This is a genomic window from Pseudomonas fluorescens, assembly GCF_004683905.1.
GTDB lineage: Bacteria > Pseudomonadota > Gammaproteobacteria > Pseudomonadales > Pseudomonadaceae > Aquipseudomonas > Aquipseudomonas putida_A.
Window position 1 is genome coordinate 3153292 of sequence record NZ_CP038438.1, and the last position, 18853, is coordinate 3172144.

The window sequence follows — 18853 nt, forward strand, 5'->3', positions numbered from 1 at the left end:
AGTCAGCCCTTTTTGGTGATCGGTCGCTCCGGCACGTCCGGATTGCGTTCATCGCGGGTGATGTCGCGATACCACAGTTCGTGGTGTTTCATGGCCCAGGCGCGACTGACCCAGCCATGCAGCATCGCGTCCACCGAACCCTTGATCCACAGGCCGGCGTAGATGTGCACGATGATGCTGAGGATCAGCACAAACCCGGCCAGTGCATGCAGGAGCATGGCCCAGCGGATCACGGTGATGCCGAAGTACGCACTGAAATACGCACGCCAGATCACCAGACCGGTGAACAGCAAACCGAGCATGCACAGCAGTAAAGTCCAGAACAGCATCTTCTGCCCGGCGTTGTACTTGCCCACCGGCGGCACGCTTTCCTCGTCGTTAACCAATACCCGATCAATGCGGCGCATCCACTTCCAGTCGTTGTCGATGAAGAAGTTCGCGCGCCAGAAGCGGAACACCAAGCCGAGGAACAACACGAACATCAGCACGCCCATGAACGGGTGCAGAATCCGTGTCCACGGCCCGCCGCCGAACAGGTGGGTCAGCCAGAACATCGATGGATGAAACAACGCCAGCCCGGACAGCCCGGCCATGAAGAACAGAATCGCCACCAGCCAGTGATTGGTGCGCTGGTTGGCGGTGTAGCGCAGGATCGTCTTGTTGCTCATGGCCGGTCCTCCCCGCGTGGATCGAAGGTGTGCACCGCCGGATCGACGACATGCACCGAGGTATCGGGCGGCGTCGGATGTTCATCTTCCTCGACGCGATTCGGCCCGATGCGCACATAGTGGAAGAACCCGGCGAGCACCGCCGCACCCATCGCCAGCAGGCCCAACGGTTTGCTGATGCCTTTCCACAAGCCCACCAGCGGGCTGATGGCCGGTGCCTCTGGCAACCCGGCGTAGATCTTCGGCGTATCGGCGTGGTGCAACACATACATCACGTGAGTGCCGCCGACGCCTTCCGGGTCATACAGACCGGCGTTGTCGAAGCCCCGGCTTTTCAGATCGACGATGCGTTCGGCGGCGTGTTCCTTCATGTCTTCCTTGGTGCCGAAGACGATGGCCCCGGTCGGACAGGTTTTCACGCAGGCCGGTTCCAGCCCTACCGCGACGCGGTCGGAACACAAGGTGCATTTGTAGGCCTTGTGATCCTTCTGCGAGATCCGCGGAATGTTGAACGGGCAACCGGTGATGCAATAACCGCAGCCGATGCAGTGATCCTGATCGAAATCGACGATGCCGTTGGCATGCTTGATGATCGCCCCGGGACTTGGGCATGCCGCGAGGCACCCCGGTTCGGCACAATGCATGCAGCCGTCCTTGCGGATCAGCCACTCGAGGTTGCCGGCGTCGGTTTCGTGTTCGGTGAAGCGCATCAAGGTCCAGGTTTCTGCGCTCAGGTCCTGCGGGTTGTCGTAGGTGCCGTGGTTGTGGCCGACCTCGTCGCGCAGCTCGTTCCATTCCGAGCAGGCGACCTGGCAGGCCTTGCAACCGATGCATTTGGTGGTGTCGATCAGCTTGGCGACTTCCTGCTGATTCCGCACCGAGGGCGGCACCGTGGTGGTGGCCGAGCGGGCAATGATGTCTTGGCTGGCCATTTACAGTTTCTCCACGTTGACCAGGAATGACTTGGATTCCGGGGTCTGTGTGTTGCCATCGCCGAGGAACGGCACCAGGGTGTTGGTCAGGTAGCCGTGGCGCGTCTGGCCGGTGAATCCCCAGTGCAGCGGGATGCCGATCTGATGCACCACCTGGCCGTTGACCTGCAGCGGCCGGATGCGTTTGGTCACCACCGCCACCGCCTCGATGAACCCGCGCTTGCAGCTGACCCGCACCCGATCTCCGGCGGCGATGCCCTTCTCCTTCGCCAGCACTTCGCCGATTTCGACGAACTGCTCGGGTTGGGCAATCGCATTCAACTTGCAATGCTTGCTCCAGAAGTGGAAGTGCTCGGTCAGCCGGTAACTGGTGCCGGCGTACGGGAAGTCCTTGGCCTCGCCGAGGCTTTCCCAGACCGAGTCGAAGATCCGTGCCGCCGGGTTGCTGGTGGCTTTCTTGTTTTGCGGGTGCAGCGGGTTGATGCCGATCGGCGTTTCGAACGGCTCGTAGTGCTCGGGGAATGGCCCTTCGTTCATCTTGTCGACGGCGAAGAATCGCGCCACGCCTTCGGGGTTCATGATGAACGGGTTCATCCCGGCTTCCGGCGGCACATCGGCCTTGTAGTCCGGCACATCGGTGCCGCCCCAGGCCTTGCCGTTCCACCATACGAGGCGCTTTTTCGGATCCCACGGTTTGCCCGAGACATCCGCCGAAGCGCGGTTGTAGAGAATCCGCCGGTTGGCCGGCCATGCCCAGGCCCAGCCCTGATGCTGATGCATGCCATACGGGTCGGCATTGTCACGCCGGGCCATCTGGTTGCCGGCCTCGGTCCAGCTGCCGGCGAAGATCCAGCAACCGGATGCGGTGCTGCCGTCATCCTTGAGCAACCCGAACCCGGCCAGTTGCGAACCGGCCTTGACCGCCACGCCGCTGGCATCGGTGAAGTCGACCATGGCGCTGCCGTTGATCTCTTTGGCCAGCTCCTCCGGCGATGGCTCGTCGGGGATCTTGTACGGCCACGACAGGTTCAGCAGCGGATCGGGGAACTTGCCGCCCTCGGCCTTATAACGTTTGCGCAGACGCAGGAACAGTTCGCTCATGATGCGAATGTCGGTCTGCGCTTCGCCGGGGCCGTCGGCGCCTTTCCAGTGCCATTGCAGCCAGCGGCTGCTGTTGACCAGCGAGCCGTCCTCCTCGGCAAAGCAGGTGGTCGGCAGGCGAATCACTTCGGTCTGGATCTCGGCGCTTTTCACATCGTTGTACGGCCCGACGTTTTGCCAGAACTCCGAGGTTTCGGTGGCCAGCGGATCCATCACTACCAGCCATTTGAGTTTGGCCAGCGCAGCCATCACCCGGTTCTTGTCCGGCAACGCAGCGATCGGGTTGAAGCCCTGGCACATGTAGCCGTTGACCTTGCCCTGGCTCATCAGGTCGAACATCTTCAGGACGTCGTAGTTGGGGATATCCAGTTTCGGCAGGTAGTCGTAATTCCAGTTGTTCTCCAGCGTGGCGTTGGCGCCGTACCAGGACTTCATCAGGCTGACGTGGAATTTGCTGTAGTTCTGCCAGTAGGACAACTGCCCCGGACGCAACGGCATTTGCGTACGCTTTTTGATAAAGGCGTTGTAGTCCTGCTCGGCATCGCCACCCAGGGTCAGATAGCCCGGCAGCGAGTTGGACAGCAACCCGAGGTCGGTCAGGCCCTGAATGTTCGAGTGCCCACGCAAGGCATTGACCCCGCCGCCCGGCATGCCGACGTTGCCCAGCAGCAGTTGCACCATCGCCGCACTGCGGATGATCTGTGCGCCGATCGAATGTTGCGTCCAGCCGAGTGCATAGAGGATGGTCATGGTCTTGCCCGGCGTGGAGCACGTGGCAATCTCATCCCAGATTTTTTGCATGGCATCGACCGGCATCCCACAGATCTGGCTCGCCAGCTCAATGTTGTAGCGGCTGTAATGCTGCTTCATCAATTGATAGACGCACTGCGGATCCTGCAGGGTCGGGTCGACCTTGACGAAGCCATCCTCACCCAGCTCGTAACCCCAGCCGGATTTGTCGGTGTAGCTGCGTTTGGCCGCGTCATAGCCGCTGAAGATGCCGTCTTCAAAGCCATAGCCGGCTTTGACGATGAACGACACGTCGGTGTAGTTGCGCACGTATTCGTGCTGGATCTTGTCCTGAGTCAGCAGGTAATTGATCAACCCGCCCATGAAGGCGATGTCGGTACCGGTACGGATCGGCGCGTAATAGTCGGCCACTGAAGCGGTCCGGGTAAAACGAGGGTCGACCACGATCAGCCGGGCAGCGTTATGCGCCTTGGCCTCGGTCACCCATTTGAAGCCGCACGGATGCGCTTCTGCTGCGTTGCCACCCATTACCAGGATCAGATTCGCGTTGGCGATATCGGTCCAGGTGTTGGTCATGGCTCCACGGCCGTACGTCGGGGCAAGACTTGCCACCGTCGGGCCGTGTCAGACACGCGCCTGGTTATCGAACCCCAGCATGCCAAGACTGCGAATCACCTTCTGGGTGATGTAACCGGCTTCGTTGGACGCTGCCGACGCGGCGAGGAACCCGGTGGTCAGCCAGCGATTCACCGTTTGCCCGGTGGCGTTTTTCTCGATGAAGTTGGCGTCGCGGTCGGCCTTCATCAGGTCGGCGATGCGATCCAGTGCTTCATCCCAGCTGATCCGGGTCCATTCGCTGCTGCCGGGCTTGCGCGTTTGCGGATACAGCAAGCGGCCCGGGCTGTGAATGAAGTCCAGCAGCCCCGCGCCTTTTGGACACAGGGTGCCGCGGTTGACCGGGTGGTCGGCGTCGCCCTCGATGTGAATGATATTTTGCGCGACGTTCTTCGCGGCATCGCCCTGGCTGTACATGATCAACCCGCAACCGACCGAGCAATACGGGCAGGTGTTGCGGGTTTCATGGGTGTGGGCAAGCTTGAAGTGACGCACCTGCTCGGCGAAGGCCAGCGTCGGGGCCATGCCCAACGCGCCCAGGCTAGAGCCTGCAAGGCCGATACCGGCGACCTTGAAGAATTGACGACGGCTGAGATCCATCGTGCACTCCTGATCAGGTGGAACCCGGTACTTGAGCCGGGCTTTTTCTGGACAAACACGGTTACGGCAGAATGCCTGCCGGCTTTTTCACTGTAGACAATGACCACACACTCTGTGTGAAAACCGACCGTCGGCCGTTTGTCGGTCTATTCGCCAACGAACACAAAACCCTGTGGGAGCTGGCTTGCCAGCGAAAGCGGTGGATCAGTCAACACTAATAGCGACAGTGACGACGCCATCGCTGGCAAGCCAGCTCCCACAGGGGGCGCGTTGGGCTTAGAATGGCGCCCAGGATCCATCCCGCCTTCACGAGACCGCGCATGACTTTCGATTTTGATCAGCTATTCGACCGCCACAACACCGGCAGCACCAAGTGGAGCCGCTACCCGGCCGATGTGTTGCCGATGTGGGTCGCTGATATGGATTTCGCCGCGCCACCGGTGATCATCGAGGCGTTGCAGCAGCGTCTGCTGCACCCGCTGGTGGGTTACAGCGTGGCACAGGACAACTTGCGTGAGGCGATCGTCGCCGACCTGTGGGACAAGTTCGCCTGGAAGGTCAAACCGCAGGAGCTGATCTTCCTGCCGGGTGTTGAATCGGGTTTCAACATGGCTTTGAAAGCGCTGGTGCAGCCGCAGCAAAACGTCGTGGTGCAGGTGCCGAACTACCCGCCGCTGCGGCATGCGCCGGGGCATTGGGGGCTGAACAAGGTCGAGCTGGAATTCATCCCCCAGGCCGATGGAACTTACGCCACGCCGCTGGAGACCCTGCGCGAATCGCTGAACGGTGGCGGCGCCCTGCTCTTGAGCAACCCGCACAACCCGATCGGCAAGGTGTTTGGCCGTGAGGAGCTGCAAGCCGTAGCGGATATCTGTGCGGCACAGGACGCCTGGATCATCTCCGACGAGATCCACGCCGAACTGTGCTTCGACGGCCGCGTGCACATTCCGACCGCGTCCCTCAGCCCGGAAATCGCCAAGCGCACCATCACCCTGATGTCGGCGAGCAAGGCCTACAACATCGCCGGCCTCAAGACCTCGTTCATGATCATCCAGGACGCCGCCCTGCGCGAACGCGTCAACCACGCGCGCTGCGGCATGGTCGACAGCGTCAACCCGCTGGGCATGGAAGCCACCCGCGTCGCCTACAGCGAAGGCGCGCCGTGGCTGGCCGAACTGAAAACCTATCTGCAGGCCAACCGCGACTGGTTGGTGGATGCGGTGCGCAGCCGCTTGCCGGGGGTGACGATCAATGTGCCGCAAGGGACGTATCTGGCGTGGCTCGATTGCTCGGCGCTGGACCTGGACAATCCGCAGCAGTTCTTCCTTGAACAGGCCAGTGTCGGTCTGAGCGCCGGGCTGGATTTCGGCGATCAGCACCAACAGTTCGTGCGCCTGAACTTCGGCTGCCCGCGGTCGTTGCTCGAAGAGGGCATCAGCCGCATGGAGCGCGCCCTGACCCAGCGCAATACCTGAAAACACCACCAATCTGTAGGAGTGAGCCTGCTCGCGATAGCTGACTGACATTCAACATCAATGTCGGCTGATACACCGCTATCGCGAGCAGGCTCACTCCTACAATGGTTTTGTGGTCATCCAAAATCCGATCGAACTCACGGCAAATCGTCCAGGTCAACCACCCATACCTGCCCTAAGAACCTCGGAGATCTGTGATGACCGACTATCCAAAACCACCCTTCCCCGCACAAGCCCAAGCCGTCCCCGGTGCGCAAAGCAAAATGCAGCCGTACCCCGACTGCGGCGAGCAAAGCTACGTCGGCTCCGGGCGGCTGGCCGGCAAGATTGCGCTGATTACCGGTGCCGACAGCGGCATTGGCCGCGCGGTGGCGATTGCCTTCGCCCGTGAAGGCGCTGACGTGGTCGTGGCCTATCTGAATGAACATGAAGACGCCAAAGAGACCGCACGCTGGGTTGAACAGGCAGGCCGCCAGTGCCTGTTGCTGTCCGGCGATCTCGCGCACAAGGCCCATTGTCAGGAACTGGTGGACAAGACCGTCGAACGCTTCGGGCGCATCGACATTCTGGTGAACAACGCCGCGTTCCAGATGACCCACGAAACCTTCGAAGAAATCCCCGATGAAGAATGGGTGATGACCTTCGACGTCAACATCACGGCGATTTTCCGGTTGTGCCAGGCAGCGATCAAACACATGCGCCCCGGCGCGTCGATCATCAACACCAGCTCGGTCAACTCGGACATGCCCAAACCGACCCTGCTGGCCTACGCCACCACCAAGGGCGCGATCGCCAACTTCACCGGCGGACTGGCACAGATACTCGGGCCAAAAGAAATCCGCGTGAACTGCGTGGCCCCCGGACCAATCTGGACGCCACTGATCGTCTCGACCATGCCCGATGAAGAGGTGCAGAACTTCGGCAGCGAAACCCCGCTCGGGCGCCCCGGACAACCGGTGGAAGTGGCGCCAATCTATGTGCTGCTCGCCTCCGATGAAGCCAGTTACATCACCGGTCAGCGATATGGCGTCACCGGCGGCAAGCCGATGTTGTAAGCCTCCATGAGCTTTGTCATCTGGGTCGCGGTGCTTGGCGCGGTGTTGCTGACCCTCGCGCTGACCTCGTCGTACCTGCGCTGGATGCCGGTTACCACTTCGGCCGTGTGCCTGCTGCTGGGGATCGGCATTGGCCCCAGCGGTCTGGATCTGCTGAAGCTGTCACTGGAAAACGCCTCGGTGTGGATGGAACACCTCACGGAAGTGGCGGTGCTGTTTTCGCTGTTTGTCTGCGGGCTGAAGTTGCGTCTGCCGCTGCGCGACAAGCGTTGGCGGATTGCGTTCGGGTTGGCGGGCCCGGTGATGGTCTTGACCATTGCCGGGGTCAGCGTGTTGCTGCACTGGGGCCTGCAACTGTCGTGGGGGCCGTCGCTGCTGATCGGGGCGATGCTCGCGCCGACCGACCCGGTGCTGGCCGCTCTGGTGCAGGTCAACGACGCACGGGATGTCGACAGCGTACGCTTCGGTCTGTCCGGTGAAGCCGGGCTTAACGACGGCATCGCGTTCCCGTTCGTGATTCTCGGATTGCTGCTGTTGCAGGCCGACGCGCAACCCGGCGCCTTGACCGATTGGGTGCTGCAAGGTTTGCTCTGGGCGGTGCCGGTCGGTTTGCTGACCGGTTACTGGATGGGGCGCGGCATCGGTCGGTTGACGCTGTCGTTGCGCATCCGCAACGACGACAGCACCCTGAGCCCGAATGATTATTTGGCGCTGTCGCTGATTGCTCTGGCTTACGTCGGCGCGGATGCAATTGGCGGTTATGGTTTTCTGTCGGTATTCGCCGCCGGCCTCGGCTTGCGTCAGGAAGAAGTCAAATCCACCGGCGCCAGCCAGCCGCCCGCCGAACATCTGGTGCAACCGGTGGTCGGCCACCAGAACATCGAACCGCAGCACGCGGTGCACGGCGATACCGAACGACTGGAAAGCAGCCAGGTCGCGGCCGGGATCATGATGGGCGACATGCTCTCGTTCGGCAGTCTGGTGGAACGGGCCATGGAAGTGTTTCTGGTGACCCTGCTCGGTGTGGTACTGGTGCCGCATTGGGACTGGCGCGCACTGGTCATTGGCGCGGTGCTGTTCTGCGTGGTGCGTCCGGCCTGCGTCGCGTTGATGCCTTGGGGCACTTTGCTCGACGGTGGTCAGCGGCTGTTGATCGGTTGGTTCGGCATTCGCGGGATCGGCAGTCTGTTCTATCTGTTTTATGCCTTGAACCATGGCCTCAGTCCTTCAGTCGCGACGTTGTGCACCAACATCACCCTGTCCGTGGTAGCGCTGAGCATTTTACTGCATGGCATCAGCACCCAGCCGCTGCTGGCGCGCTACGAACAACGGCAAAAACGAAAAAACTGATTTTTCCGGCGGCAATATGTCGGGAAATCCATCGAAGTTTTTTCTGAAAATAAATGGATCCCTCGGCCAAAACCGACAGTCACAACCATAACCCCTCGCTGGATGCACTCGGCGGGGTCCGGCAGGTTCGGTTCCCCTGCGGCTTGCAGCCCATGAAGAGGAATCTTTGGATAACAAGGTCACGGTCATGAAAGAATGCTCGACTCCGGCACAAATCAAGGCTTGCAGGGCTTTGGCCCTGGAACGCAATCGTCAACTGTTCGAAGATGCCCACGCCCTCAACCGAGCGGCTTACGAGCTGCTGGAAGCGGACAATCTGGACCTCGAACAGTTTGAGCACTATCGAGCACTGCGCCGCAAAGCCGATGCGAAGTTCGAGGAAGCCATCGATCACTTGTGCGTCCTCAACGAAGACTTCCCGCCGATTCCAATGTCACCGCATCACTCGCAGGAATTGCGTCGGCAACTTGAAACCGTCGAATAAAGCACACAAGAAAAAGCCCGGCAGCGATGTCCGGGCTTTTTCTTTGGGCGGCGTTCAGCCCCCGGGGTTGGTCACCTGAATGAACACTGCATAAGCTCCGAGCAGGATCCAGAACGTGGCGAAGATCCATGGCGTGCGCACCGAAAACAACAGCGACTTGCGATAGCCCTTGTGGCTCGACTCCATTTCACTGAACAGCGGCGACTCGTCGTAAGCCATGCCCATGATCGGCTCGCTGCGCAACAACTCGCTCTGCTTGTAGTGCCAGTGATCGATGATGTCGTACGCCGCACGAATCCCCGGCCAGGCGTTGAGCGAACTGAGCAGCCCGAGCAGTGCGAGAAACGGCGGCACCACCAGCGTGAACAGCTTGCCCCACTCGGGGTTGAGGTTGGCCATGCACGAAGCGAAGGCAATCACCAGAAACGACTGCGCCGCGAGATAGGCATCGGTGCGATTGGCGAGGATGCTGGTTTCGTACTGGATTTCCTTGCGATAGAAATCCAGCCGTTCCTTAGGTGAGCCGAACATCTTGGCATCGTGTTCGGTCAGGTGCTCTTCAGCGCTGGGCTGAGTCAGTATGCGGGGCAAGGGACGCGCACTCCGTGGCGGGGAAACCTTTTAGAAGGCCCTCGCCACGGACAAGTTCAGGCGGATTCACTTCATCGACTGCGCGATGATTTCCACCAGGTTGAGCTGGGTGAATGGCTTGGGCAGACGCGGCAATTGCGCGGCAAAGCCTTCCAGACGTTCGGCGTAACCGGTGGCCAGAATGATCGGCAGATCCGGCTTGAGCAAACGCACCGCATGCGCCAGTTGCGCGCCGCTCATCTGCGGCATGGCCATGTCGGTGATCATCAGATCGATGACTTCGCCCTGCTCGAACAACGCCAGCGCCTTGGCACCGGACGTGGCGCTGATCACGCGATGGCCAAGGTCTTCGAGCAGCAGCGTGGTGCTGGTCATCACCAGCGAATCGTCGTCCACCACCAGCACGCTGAGGCGCGGCACCAACACCGGTTTGACCGCCGGGTAGAGGTTTTTTGCCGTCTCCCCGGCTAACGCCACCGGTATCCACATTTCAGCGCGGGTGCCATGGCCTTTTTCGCTCTTGAGAATGAAACGGCCACCCAGTTGCTCGATAAAGCCATGCACCATCGACAAGCCCAGCCCGGTGCCCTTGCCCACGCCCTTGGTGGTGAAAAACGGATCCCTGGCCGAACCCAGCGTGGCTTCGTCCATGCCCTCACCCGTGTCGATCACGCTCAGGCACACATAGCGTCCCGCCGCCATTGACGAATGGCTTTGCTCAAGCACGACTTCCGGCTGCGCGCAAATGCACAGGCTGCCACCGTCGGCCATGGCGTCGCGGGCGTTGGTCGCCAGATTGAGCAACGCCAGTTCCAGTTGGTTGCTGTCGGCCAGCACCGGTTGCAGATCCTCGGGAAAGCGTGTCTCGATGCGAATCCCGGGGCCGATCGAGCTGCGCAACAGCCCAGTGATGCCTTGCACCAGTTGCGGGATATCGACCGGCTCGGTCTTGAGTTCCTGACGGCGGGCGAAGGCCAGCATGCGTTGGGTCAGCGATACGCCACGCAATGCACCCTGCGTGGCGTTTTCCAGCAGACGGCTGTTTTTCGGGTCGTCACCGATGCGTTTTTGCAGAATCTCCAGATTGCCCAGAATCACCGTCAGCAAATTGTTGAAGTCATGGGCGATGCCGCCGCTGAGCTGACCGATGGCCTGCATCTTCTGCGCTTGGAACAATGCTTCGCGGGTCTTTTCCAGCGCCACTTGCGACTCATGGGCTTCGGTGACATCGCGGGTGATCTTGGCAAACCCGAGCAGCGTGCCGGTTTCGCCGCGAATGGCATCGACCACCACGTGGGCCAGAAACCGCGTGCCATCCTTGCGCATGCGCCAGCTCTTGTTCTCGAAACGGCCCTCGCGGGTGGCAATCTCCAGCGCCCGTTGCGGTTCGCCGGCCACACGGTCTTCCGGGGTGTAGAAAATCGAAAAATGCTGGCCGATGATTTCTTCCGGCTGGTACCCCTTGATCCGCTGGGCGCCCTGATTCCAGTTGCTCACACGACCTTCGGGGCTGAGCATGTAGATCGCATAATCGGTGACACCCTGCACCAGCAGGCGAAACTGCTGTTCGCTTTGCTTGAGGGTTTCCTCGGCCATCTTGCGGTCGGTCAGGTCACGGGTGATCTTGGCATAGCCGAGCACTTTGCCGTTGGGATCAATGATCGGATCGATGACCACATGGCACCAGAAACTGGTGCCATCCTTGCGCACCCGCCAGCCTTCGCCTTCGAACCGTCCTTCGTGCAGCGCCGTGTCGAGCGCACGTTGCGGCAGGCCAGCCGCACGATCATCGGCGGTATAGAAGCGCGAGAAATGCTCGCCGAGAATTTCCGCCTCTTCGTAGCCCTTGAAGCGTTTGGCGCCGGAGTTCCAGCTGGTGATGATGCCGTCCGGGTCGATCATGTAAATCGCATAATCGACCACCGCATCGATCAGCAGACGAAAACGCATCTGCTCGATCGCGGCAGTTTTGCTCGGGTTGTCACTCATCAGGTTCACCGCTGGTTTTCATTAGCGCAAGTATGCGGCAATCCGGCGCCATGGGAAGGTGCAAACGCGCTTCTATTCACGGCGTGATCAATGGGTTGATTGAGGACGAGTCGGTGCCGAGCGACCACCAGCGTGGCAGCAGTTGCTGAATGCGCGGTTCGGCGAAGCGGTCATCGATCAGCATCACCACGCCACGATCTTCACGGGTGCGGATCACCCGCCCGGCGGCCTGCACCACTTTCTGCACGCCCGGATACAGATAGGTGTAGTCGTAACCGGCACCGAAAATCGCCGCCATGCGCCGTTTCAACTGTTCATTGACCGGGTTGAGCTGGGCCAGCCCCAGGGTCGCAATGAATGCGCCGATCAGCCGTGCCCCGGGCAGGTCGATGCCCTCGCCGAACGCACCGCCCAACACGGCGAAGCCAATGCCCTGACTGTCGGCGGTGAACTGATCGAGAAACGCCTGCCGCTGTCCTTCGGCCATGCCCCGGGACTGCTGCCACAGATTGATCTGCGGATGGCGTTCGGCGAGCAGCGTCAGCACCTGTTGCAGGTAATCGAAGCTGCTGAAGAACGCCAGGTAATTGCCCGGGCGCTCGCTGAACTGGCGGGCGATCAGCTCGACGATCGGTTCCAGCGACGCCTGGCGATGATTGAAGCGCGTGGAGATACGGCTGACGATCTGCACTTGCAGCTGTTCGGCGCTGAAGGGTGATTCGACGTCTATGCATACCGTGTCGGCGGGCGTGCCGAGCAGATCGGCGTAATAGCGTCGCGGGCTCAGCGTCGCCGAGAACAACACGCTGCTGCGCGCCGCTTTCAGGCGTGGGCCGATGAACGCCGCCGGCACCACGTTGCGCAGGCACAACTGCGACAGCGGCCGCTTGCGCTCAAGGTCGCGCTTGCTGATGTCGAACAGGTAATGCTCGTCGAACAGTTCCGCCACCCGGCCGAACTGCAGCATGTCGAAATAGAAGGTTTGCAGCGCGCTGTCGAGTCCCTGCGGATGGTCGTTGAGGTAATCACCAATGGCCGCGCTGCACAGCGACACCGCTTGCAGCAGTTTCTCCGGGGCCTTGTCGTAGGCTTGATACGGCGCCAGTTGCGGCTGATGCAGCGCGTTCCACTCGCGGTTGACCCGTTGCAGGGATTTTTTCAGCACCTCGGGAGCGCTCTTGCGCACACTGGCCAGCGCGGCCTGATCGAGACTGGCGCTGTACATCGAGCGCCCGCGTTCGACCAGGTTGTGCGCTTCATCGGCCAGCACCGCAACCTTCCACTGATTGAGCTGGGCCAGACCGAACAGCAGCGCGCTGAAATCGAAGTAATAGTTGTAGTCCGCCACCACCACGTCGGCCCAGCGGGCCATTTCCTGGCTCAAGTAATACGGGCACACCGTGTGCTCACGGGCCACTTCGCGCATCGCCGCCTGATCGAGCAGATTGATCCGGCTGGCCGCTTGCCGGGCGGCGGGCAGGCGATCATAAAAGCCCTGGGCCAACGGGCAGGATTCACCGTGACAGGCTTTGTCCGGGTGTTCGCAGGCCTTGTCGCGGGCGACCATCTCCAGCACCCGCAGCGGCAAGCGTTCAGACTGATCGAACAACACCTGACTGGCATCCAGCGCCAGTTTGCGCCCCGGGGTCTTGGCGGTCAGAAAGAACACCTTGTCCAGTTGCTGCGGCGCCAGCGCCTTGAGCATCGGGAATAGCGTGCCAAGGGTTTTACCGATCCCGGTGGGCGCCTGGGCCATCAGGCAGCGGCCGGTGCTGACCGCTTTGAACACCGATTCGGCCAGATGCCGTTGGCCGGGGCGAAAGTCCGCATGGGGAAAGGCCAATTGCTGCCCGGCCAGATTGCGCGCCTCGCGATGGGCCATTTCCTGCTCGGCCCAGTTCAGGAAAAGCCGGCATTGTTGTTCGAAAAATTCCTGCAAGACCGGCGCATTGAAGGCCTCGACCAGACAGGTTTCCTTTTCGCTGACGATGTCGAAATACACCAGCGCCAGATTGATCTGCGCAAGTTCAAGCTTGCGGCACATCAGCCAGCCGTAGATTTTCGCCTGTGCCCAATGCAGCTGCCGATGGTTGGCCGGTTGCTTGCTGAGGTCGCCGCGATAGGTTTTGACTTCTTCCAGACAGTTCTGCGCCGGGTCATAGCCGTCCGCCCTGCCCCTGACCTTCAATTGCAGAAACTCGCCTTCCAGTGCCACTTCGCTTTGGTATTTGTCGCTACGCCGCGAGGCCACGGTACGGTGCCCGAGCATGCCTTCGAGGGCTGTCGGTGAAGGGGTAAAACGCAGGTCGAGGTCGCCGGTCTTGGCGGTGAACTCGCACAGCGCGCGGACGGCAATGCTGTAGCTCAAGCGCTCTGCTCCGCCCATTGCACGTAGCACACGGCGACCGGCATCTGGTGTTGGTGGCAAAATTCCAGCCAGCGCAGTTGGTTGTCCTGCAAGCGGTCACCGGGGCCTTTGACTTCGATCATGCGGTAGGTCTTGTGCTGCGGCCAGAACTGGATCAGATCCGGCATGCCGGCGCGATTGGCCTTGATGTCGAGCAGCAGGCGATTGAACCAGTGCTTGAGGTGTTCCGCCGGCAAACACGCCAGCGCCTGCTCCAGCAGTTGCTCATTCAACGCGCCCCAGAACACGAACGGCGACTGCACGCCCCATTTGGCGGCGAAGCGCTCACGAATGGTCGCCGCATAACGGCCGTCGTCGAGTTGGTCGAGACAGGCCTGGAACAGTTCGGCGCGGCGTTGCTGAAAGTCTTCGTTGAGCAGATCCACCGGCCCGCGCTGGAACGGATGAAAGAACGCTCCCGGCAACGGCGCAAAAATCGCCGGCCAGCACAACAGGCCGAACAGCGAGTTGATCAGGCTGTTCTCGACGTAGTGCACCGGGCCACTGTCTTCGTGCAAATGCGCCTGCACGTAAAACTCCACAGACAATCCCGGATCAGTGCGCGGCAGTTGCAGATCGAGGCGCTCGACCGGGCGTGGCGTTGCCCGTTTGAGCGGCGGCCCGCCGAGTTTGCGTCGCAGGCGGGGCAGCATCCGCTGCAGACTCTGCTGTTCGGCGGCGCTTTCCGGCGCCTGTTCGGCGAGGCTGGCGAGCTCCAGCGCCAGTGCGTATTCGCCACAGCGCTCCAGCACGCGGATCATTCGCTGACGGGCGCCGGGGTAGGCGCAATCGCGGTAAATGCTCAGCGCCAGGGCGAACTCAGTGATGCGTTCGCAATACTGGCCGATCTGGAACAGCACCTTGCCGCGCCGCCGCTGCAGCCACGGGTTGTCGAACTGCAACGCGCGGACCTGCTCGACGATGGGCTCCAACGGTTCACCGGCTTCGAAAAGCAGTTGGCAATGATGCAGGAACAGGCAGGCGTCAACGTCTTCACGGCTGCGCAGACCACGGGAGTCAGCGCAGAACTCGACTTTTTCGTAGGTAAAGATCCCGAGGTCGGCGAGGACGAATTCCGACCAGTCCTGATAAAGATTGCCGAAGAACATCAGACGCAGGCGGTCGCACAGGTCCATGATGGTCAGGCTGAGCAAGCGGTCGCCGAGCGTCGGTGCCCAAACGGAGAGGCTGCGCGACTCGCTGAATTGCTCGGCGAGCGGCGGCAGCCAGTCGTCCTTGCGGCCCTTGGGTTGCTCGATAAAGCTGCCGAACGCCTGCAGCAGTTCAGCCTTGAGCAACACGTCGAACACTTCGGGCATGCTCAATAAAGCCTGATCGTCGAGCCAGCCGTGACGCAACAACGGCTGCGCGGCGTTGCTGATGTCCCCGATTTCCGGGTAGTTGAGTTTGCCGAAGCGGAAATGCACGCCCTTGCGCATTATCATGCGCACCAGCAAACCCTGCGAAGCGCGTGGCAAGGCCTTGAAGTCGCGGATAAAGCCGTGCTCGGATTCGCTCATCACATCGGCATAGCGAAGCTCAAGCCAATCAAGCACTTGCCGGAAGTTGTTGAGGTAATAGAACGGATCGTCGAGCGGGTTGGCAGTCACGGTAATTCAGGGCCATGGCGAGCGAATACTGGTTATGCGTACAGATACCAGCTCTGCCCCGTCGCGTGCAAACGGAAAAAGATCAGTGGCAGCGCAATCGGGATTTTTTCAGGGTGCCATCGAACTTTTCCCCGTTCGATGGCACCAACCGCGTTAGAGACCGAAGTCGGTCAATTGATATGGAATGAGGGATTTGAGGTGGGTATGAACATCAAGACTCTGGGTCTTCCCCTGGCGGTAGCAGCCTTCCTGGCATTGGGCGGCTGCTCGACACCGACCGTGGTGACCTTGCAGAACGGTACTCAGTATTTGACCAAGGACATGCCGAAAACCAAGAACAAGGACGGGTTCTATGAGTTCGAGGATATTTCCGGGACCAAGGTGAAGGTCCGCTCTGACGAAGTCGCGACGGTGCGCAAGGAAGACTGACACCCTGCTGTACGTGTAGGAGCTGCCGAAGGCTGCGATCTTTTGACTTTGTTTTTCAAGATCAAAATCAAAAGATCGCAGCCTTCGGCAGCTCCTACAGAAGGCAGTCAAAGCGTGGGTTATTCGGAAGCAGGCAAACCCACAATGCTGTGATCACAGCTGAAATACTGTTCACCCCGCCGTGCCAGCTCGGCTTGCAGACGCCGGCAGCGTTCCAGATCCTGTTGGGTCATGCGGTCAATGCTCAGATTGCCAGTGGCTTGCTGCTGTTTGCCGTCACCCAGGCGAATGGTCACGAACGGCTGTTCGGGCTGGATCTGAAACAGGCTTTTCTCTTCGACCGGCTCGGCGGCTTCGGTCTTCGCCGGTTTCGGCAATTGATCGCTACTGATGCCGTAGCGGCTCAGAATCGAGGTTTGAGGCAGATCGGCCCAGGCATTGGCCGATAACAGCGCCAGTCCGACAACCCCGACATACCCCTTGAACCTTTTCACGTGTGCATCTCCTGTACTCAATGGCGGCTGGCTATAGAACGTGTGTGCACGTGCTGGCTTTAGGCCGCTTCTGCTGTTTGCAGAGCTTTTGAGTCAGGGTGTGGCTGTTGAGTCACTTTTGATACCGAGTTGTGGCGAGGGAGCTTGCTCCCGCTTGAGCGCGTAGCGCTCACAAAATCTTCAGGGCCGCTTCGCGACCCAGCGGGAGCAAGCTCCCTCGCCACAGGTTACGGATGCATCAGGCGATCACAATTCCATCGGCACTGAGGCTATTCAGCGCCACCCCAACCAATGTCACCGAATCCCCGCCAAACTTCAGCACCGTGTCCTGCCCCACCATCGAGGCATGCGCGCGGAAGTCATCATTGGGCAACACACCCTGCACGCCAAGGAACACCAGTTTGTCGTTCGACGTAAAACCTACCACCCGATCCTGACCGAACGCGCCGTTGAACAGGAACGTATCCGCCCCGCCCCCCGATTCCATCAGGTCATTGCCGGCGCCACCGATAAACACGTCGTTGCCGACGCCGCCAATCAAATGATCGTTGCCATCCAGACCAAACAACCAGTCACCGCCGGCATGCGCCTTGAGCGTATCGGCGCCATTGGTGCCCTTCACGCTGGACTCATACTGAGTGACGTTGCTGCCGACCTTCAGACCGCTGGCCGTGACGCTGTGGGTCACGTCGTCCTTGAACAGCCCCCAGAGAAAGCCCGGCTCCTTGGTGACGATGCTGCCGATGTCGCGGGTGATGCTGATCCCGCCGTTGGCGTCGCGCACGTACAGATTGCCCGCGCCGTCGTTGGCGAAGTCGAAAGTGTTCACCGATTTCTGCAAGTCGAGGGTGTTGTTGCCGGCGCCACCGAGGATGACGTTGTAGCCGCCAGCGTCGCGGAAAGTGTCGTTGCCGGCGCGACCTTCCAAATAGTCATTGCCGCTGCCGCCCTGGATCAGGTCGTTGCTGTCGCTGCCGATGATGAACGTGCTGCCCTTGTGGGTTTCGGCGTTGCGGTTGAGGTCCTGCACCCAGGTGTTGGCCCGCGCCGGGTCCGACAGGTTGGCGACGATGATCGTCGAGTCCTTGCTGGTCAGGTCGTAGAACTTCGACTCGATGATGCGGTTCATGCCATCGCCGTAAGCGGTCGGCAGGTGCGAGATCCAGGTCGGGATATTGAGAATCGAGAACGGCAGCAGATTCCACGCGGTCGAGGCGTAGTGATCGTTGAAGCTGACGATGTTGTCGGTGGCCGATTCCTTGGGCGCGTCGTGCACGCCGACCGAGGCGCCGGTGAAGGTCGAACCGTCGAGGGCGCGGAACACCGGATCGTTTTCGTAACCGACGTTGAGCACTTTGTCGGTGCTGCTCTGGGTCGGCGAGGCGTAGGCGATGTAGTTGGAATCGGCGAAGAACCCGCCCCACTTGCCACCACTCAGATCGGCCATGCTGTTGACCGCCAACCCGCCGAGGCTGTGGCCGCTGACCAGCACGTCCTTGCCGCTGAGGCCGTTGGCCTTGGCGAACGCCACCACGTCATTCATTAGATTGCCGAACGCTTCGCCGACGTAATTCTTGGCGTAGTCCTTGGGACCGAACGCTGCCAGCAGGTCGTTGATCACGTCGCCGATGGAATCGAGAATCAGATTTTCCCGCGGGCCGCTGGTGCCGCGAAAGGCGATACCGATTTCGGTGAGATGGCCCTGGGCGTCGTACTTGCCGAGGATTTCCACCTGAGCGGTGGTGTAACCGGCCTTCTCACCGAAGAAGGTTCCGCGCGCGTCGGTCTTGCCGTCGTAGCCCAGTTGCGAGGCGGTGATCGGAGTCCAGCCAGCCTTTTTCACCGCGTCGAGGGCGAGTTTTTCCGAGTCGGGGTTCCACGGAATACCGGGAATCACCCCTTGCGAATCAGTACCGCCGAGCAGCGCGGTGACCAACGTGGCGGGCAGGCCGAGGCCGAAGCCGTTGTGCTGATAACCGGCGGCAAAGCCGTTATCGAGGTTGTGGTAGGAATACAGCGTGATCGCCATGGCATCGCTGAACAGCGCCTTGGAATCGGCTGTGCCGAAGTTCTTGTAGTCATACACACCCATTGCTATTGCCTCTCTTTTGTTGGAATTGTCAGAGATAGCTCACAGCCTGGGCGCCCCTCGCGGGCACGCCCCGGAGCATTTCAGTACTACTTGCATTGCTTTTAACTGTAGGAGTGAGCCTGCTCGCGATGAGACCGTGTCAGGCAACATGGATGGAGACTGACTGACCGCGATCGCGAGCAGGCTCACTCCTACAGGGTTTGTCTTAACA

At 60.7% G+C, this 18853-nt stretch carries 14 protein-coding genes; 5 read left to right on the forward strand and 9 right to left on the reverse strand.

What is annotated here, in order from left to right; all coding sequences use genetic code 11:
- Positions 1-2 precede the first annotated feature (2 nt).
- From E4T63_RS14395 to fdnG, 3 genes are read right to left on the reverse strand one after another with little or no spacing between them, the layout of a single operon-like run.
- On the reverse strand, positions 3-668 hold the full coding sequence (locus E4T63_RS14395) for a formate dehydrogenase subunit gamma (protein WP_135295845.1): 666 nt from the start codon (positions 666-668) through the stop codon (positions 3-5).
- Entirely contained in the window at positions 665-1600 is a 936-nt protein-coding gene (fdxH, locus tag E4T63_RS14400) for a formate dehydrogenase subunit beta (protein ID WP_135295846.1), read from the reverse strand. Before fdxH ends, E4T63_RS14395 begins: the two co-directional genes overlap by 4 nt.
- Positions 1601-4666: a formate dehydrogenase-N subunit alpha gene (gene fdnG / locus E4T63_RS14405; RefSeq protein WP_167797077.1), complete on the reverse strand. Its 3066-nt coding sequence runs from the start codon at positions 4664-4666 to the stop codon at positions 1601-1603.
- Between the two features lie 320 nt (positions 4667-4986).
- On the opposite strand from fdnG, the gene E4T63_RS14415 reads away from it, so the two are divergent.
- From E4T63_RS14415 to E4T63_RS14435, 4 genes are all read left to right on the forward strand, one after another.
- Positions 4987-6141: a MalY/PatB family protein gene (locus tag E4T63_RS14415; protein ID WP_135295849.1), complete on the forward strand. Its 1155-nt coding sequence runs from the start codon at positions 4987-4989 to the stop codon at positions 6139-6141.
- A gap of 197 nt (positions 6142-6338) precedes the next feature.
- The gene (locus E4T63_RS14425) at positions 6339-7196 is read left to right on the forward strand and encodes a glucose 1-dehydrogenase (RefSeq protein WP_027612798.1); all 858 of its coding nucleotides are present in this window, start codon (positions 6339-6341) and stop codon (positions 7194-7196) included.
- Positions 7197-7202: 6 nt separating this feature from the next.
- Positions 7203-8546 carry a cation:proton antiporter gene (locus E4T63_RS14430; RefSeq protein ID WP_135295851.1) on the forward strand — a complete coding sequence of 448 codons (1344 nt, stop codon included), beginning with the start codon at positions 7203-7205 and terminating at the stop codon, positions 8544-8546.
- 187 nt (positions 8547-8733) lie between these two features.
- On the forward strand, positions 8734-9030 hold the full coding sequence (locus E4T63_RS14435; RefSeq protein ID WP_007967009.1) for a hypothetical protein: 297 nt from the start codon (positions 8734-8736) through the stop codon (positions 9028-9030).
- 54 nt (positions 9031-9084) lie between these two features.
- On the opposite strand, the gene E4T63_RS14440 is transcribed toward E4T63_RS14435, so the two are convergent.
- The 4 genes from E4T63_RS14440 to E4T63_RS14455 all read right to left on the reverse strand — a co-directional run bounded on the left by E4T63_RS14440 (position 9085) and on the right by E4T63_RS14455 (position 15627).
- Positions 9085-9621 carry a hypothetical protein gene (locus tag E4T63_RS14440; RefSeq protein WP_047597231.1) on the reverse strand — a complete coding sequence of 179 codons (537 nt, stop codon included), beginning with the start codon at positions 9619-9621 and terminating at the stop codon, positions 9085-9087.
- Positions 9622-9687: 66 nt separating this feature from the next.
- Positions 9688-11610, reverse strand: coding sequence for a hybrid sensor histidine kinase/response regulator (locus tag E4T63_RS14445; protein ID WP_135295852.1), 1923 nt, complete (start codon positions 11608-11610; stop codon positions 9688-9690).
- A gap of 76 nt (positions 11611-11686) precedes the next feature.
- Positions 11687-13978, reverse strand: a complete 2292-nt coding sequence (locus E4T63_RS14450) for an ATP-dependent DNA helicase (RefSeq protein ID WP_135295853.1) — start codon at positions 13976-13978, stop codon at positions 11687-11689.
- Positions 13975-15627 carry a VRR-NUC domain-containing protein gene (locus tag E4T63_RS14455; RefSeq protein ID WP_134786443.1) on the reverse strand — a complete coding sequence of 551 codons (1653 nt, stop codon included), beginning with the start codon at positions 15625-15627 and terminating at the stop codon, positions 13975-13977. Before E4T63_RS14455 ends, E4T63_RS14450 begins: the two co-directional genes overlap by 4 nt.
- 204 nt (positions 15628-15831) lie before the next feature.
- Between E4T63_RS14455 and E4T63_RS14460 the strand changes: the two genes are divergently transcribed.
- On the forward strand, positions 15832-16056 hold the full coding sequence (locus E4T63_RS14460; RefSeq protein ID WP_041064149.1) for a YgdI/YgdR family lipoprotein: 225 nt from the start codon (positions 15832-15834) through the stop codon (positions 16054-16056).
- A gap of 119 nt (positions 16057-16175) precedes the next feature.
- On the opposite strand, the gene E4T63_RS14465 is transcribed toward E4T63_RS14460, so the two are convergent.
- Together E4T63_RS14465 and E4T63_RS14470 are read right to left on the reverse strand one after the other, a co-directional pair.
- Positions 16176-16550, reverse strand: coding sequence for a hypothetical protein (locus E4T63_RS14465; RefSeq protein WP_135295854.1), 375 nt, complete (start codon positions 16548-16550; stop codon positions 16176-16178).
- Between the two features lie 238 nt (positions 16551-16788).
- A complete protein-coding gene (locus tag E4T63_RS14470; protein WP_135295855.1) occupies positions 16789-18642 on the reverse strand; it encodes a polyurethane esterase in 1854 nt (617 codons plus the stop codon).
- Positions 18643-18853 lie beyond the last annotated feature (211 nt).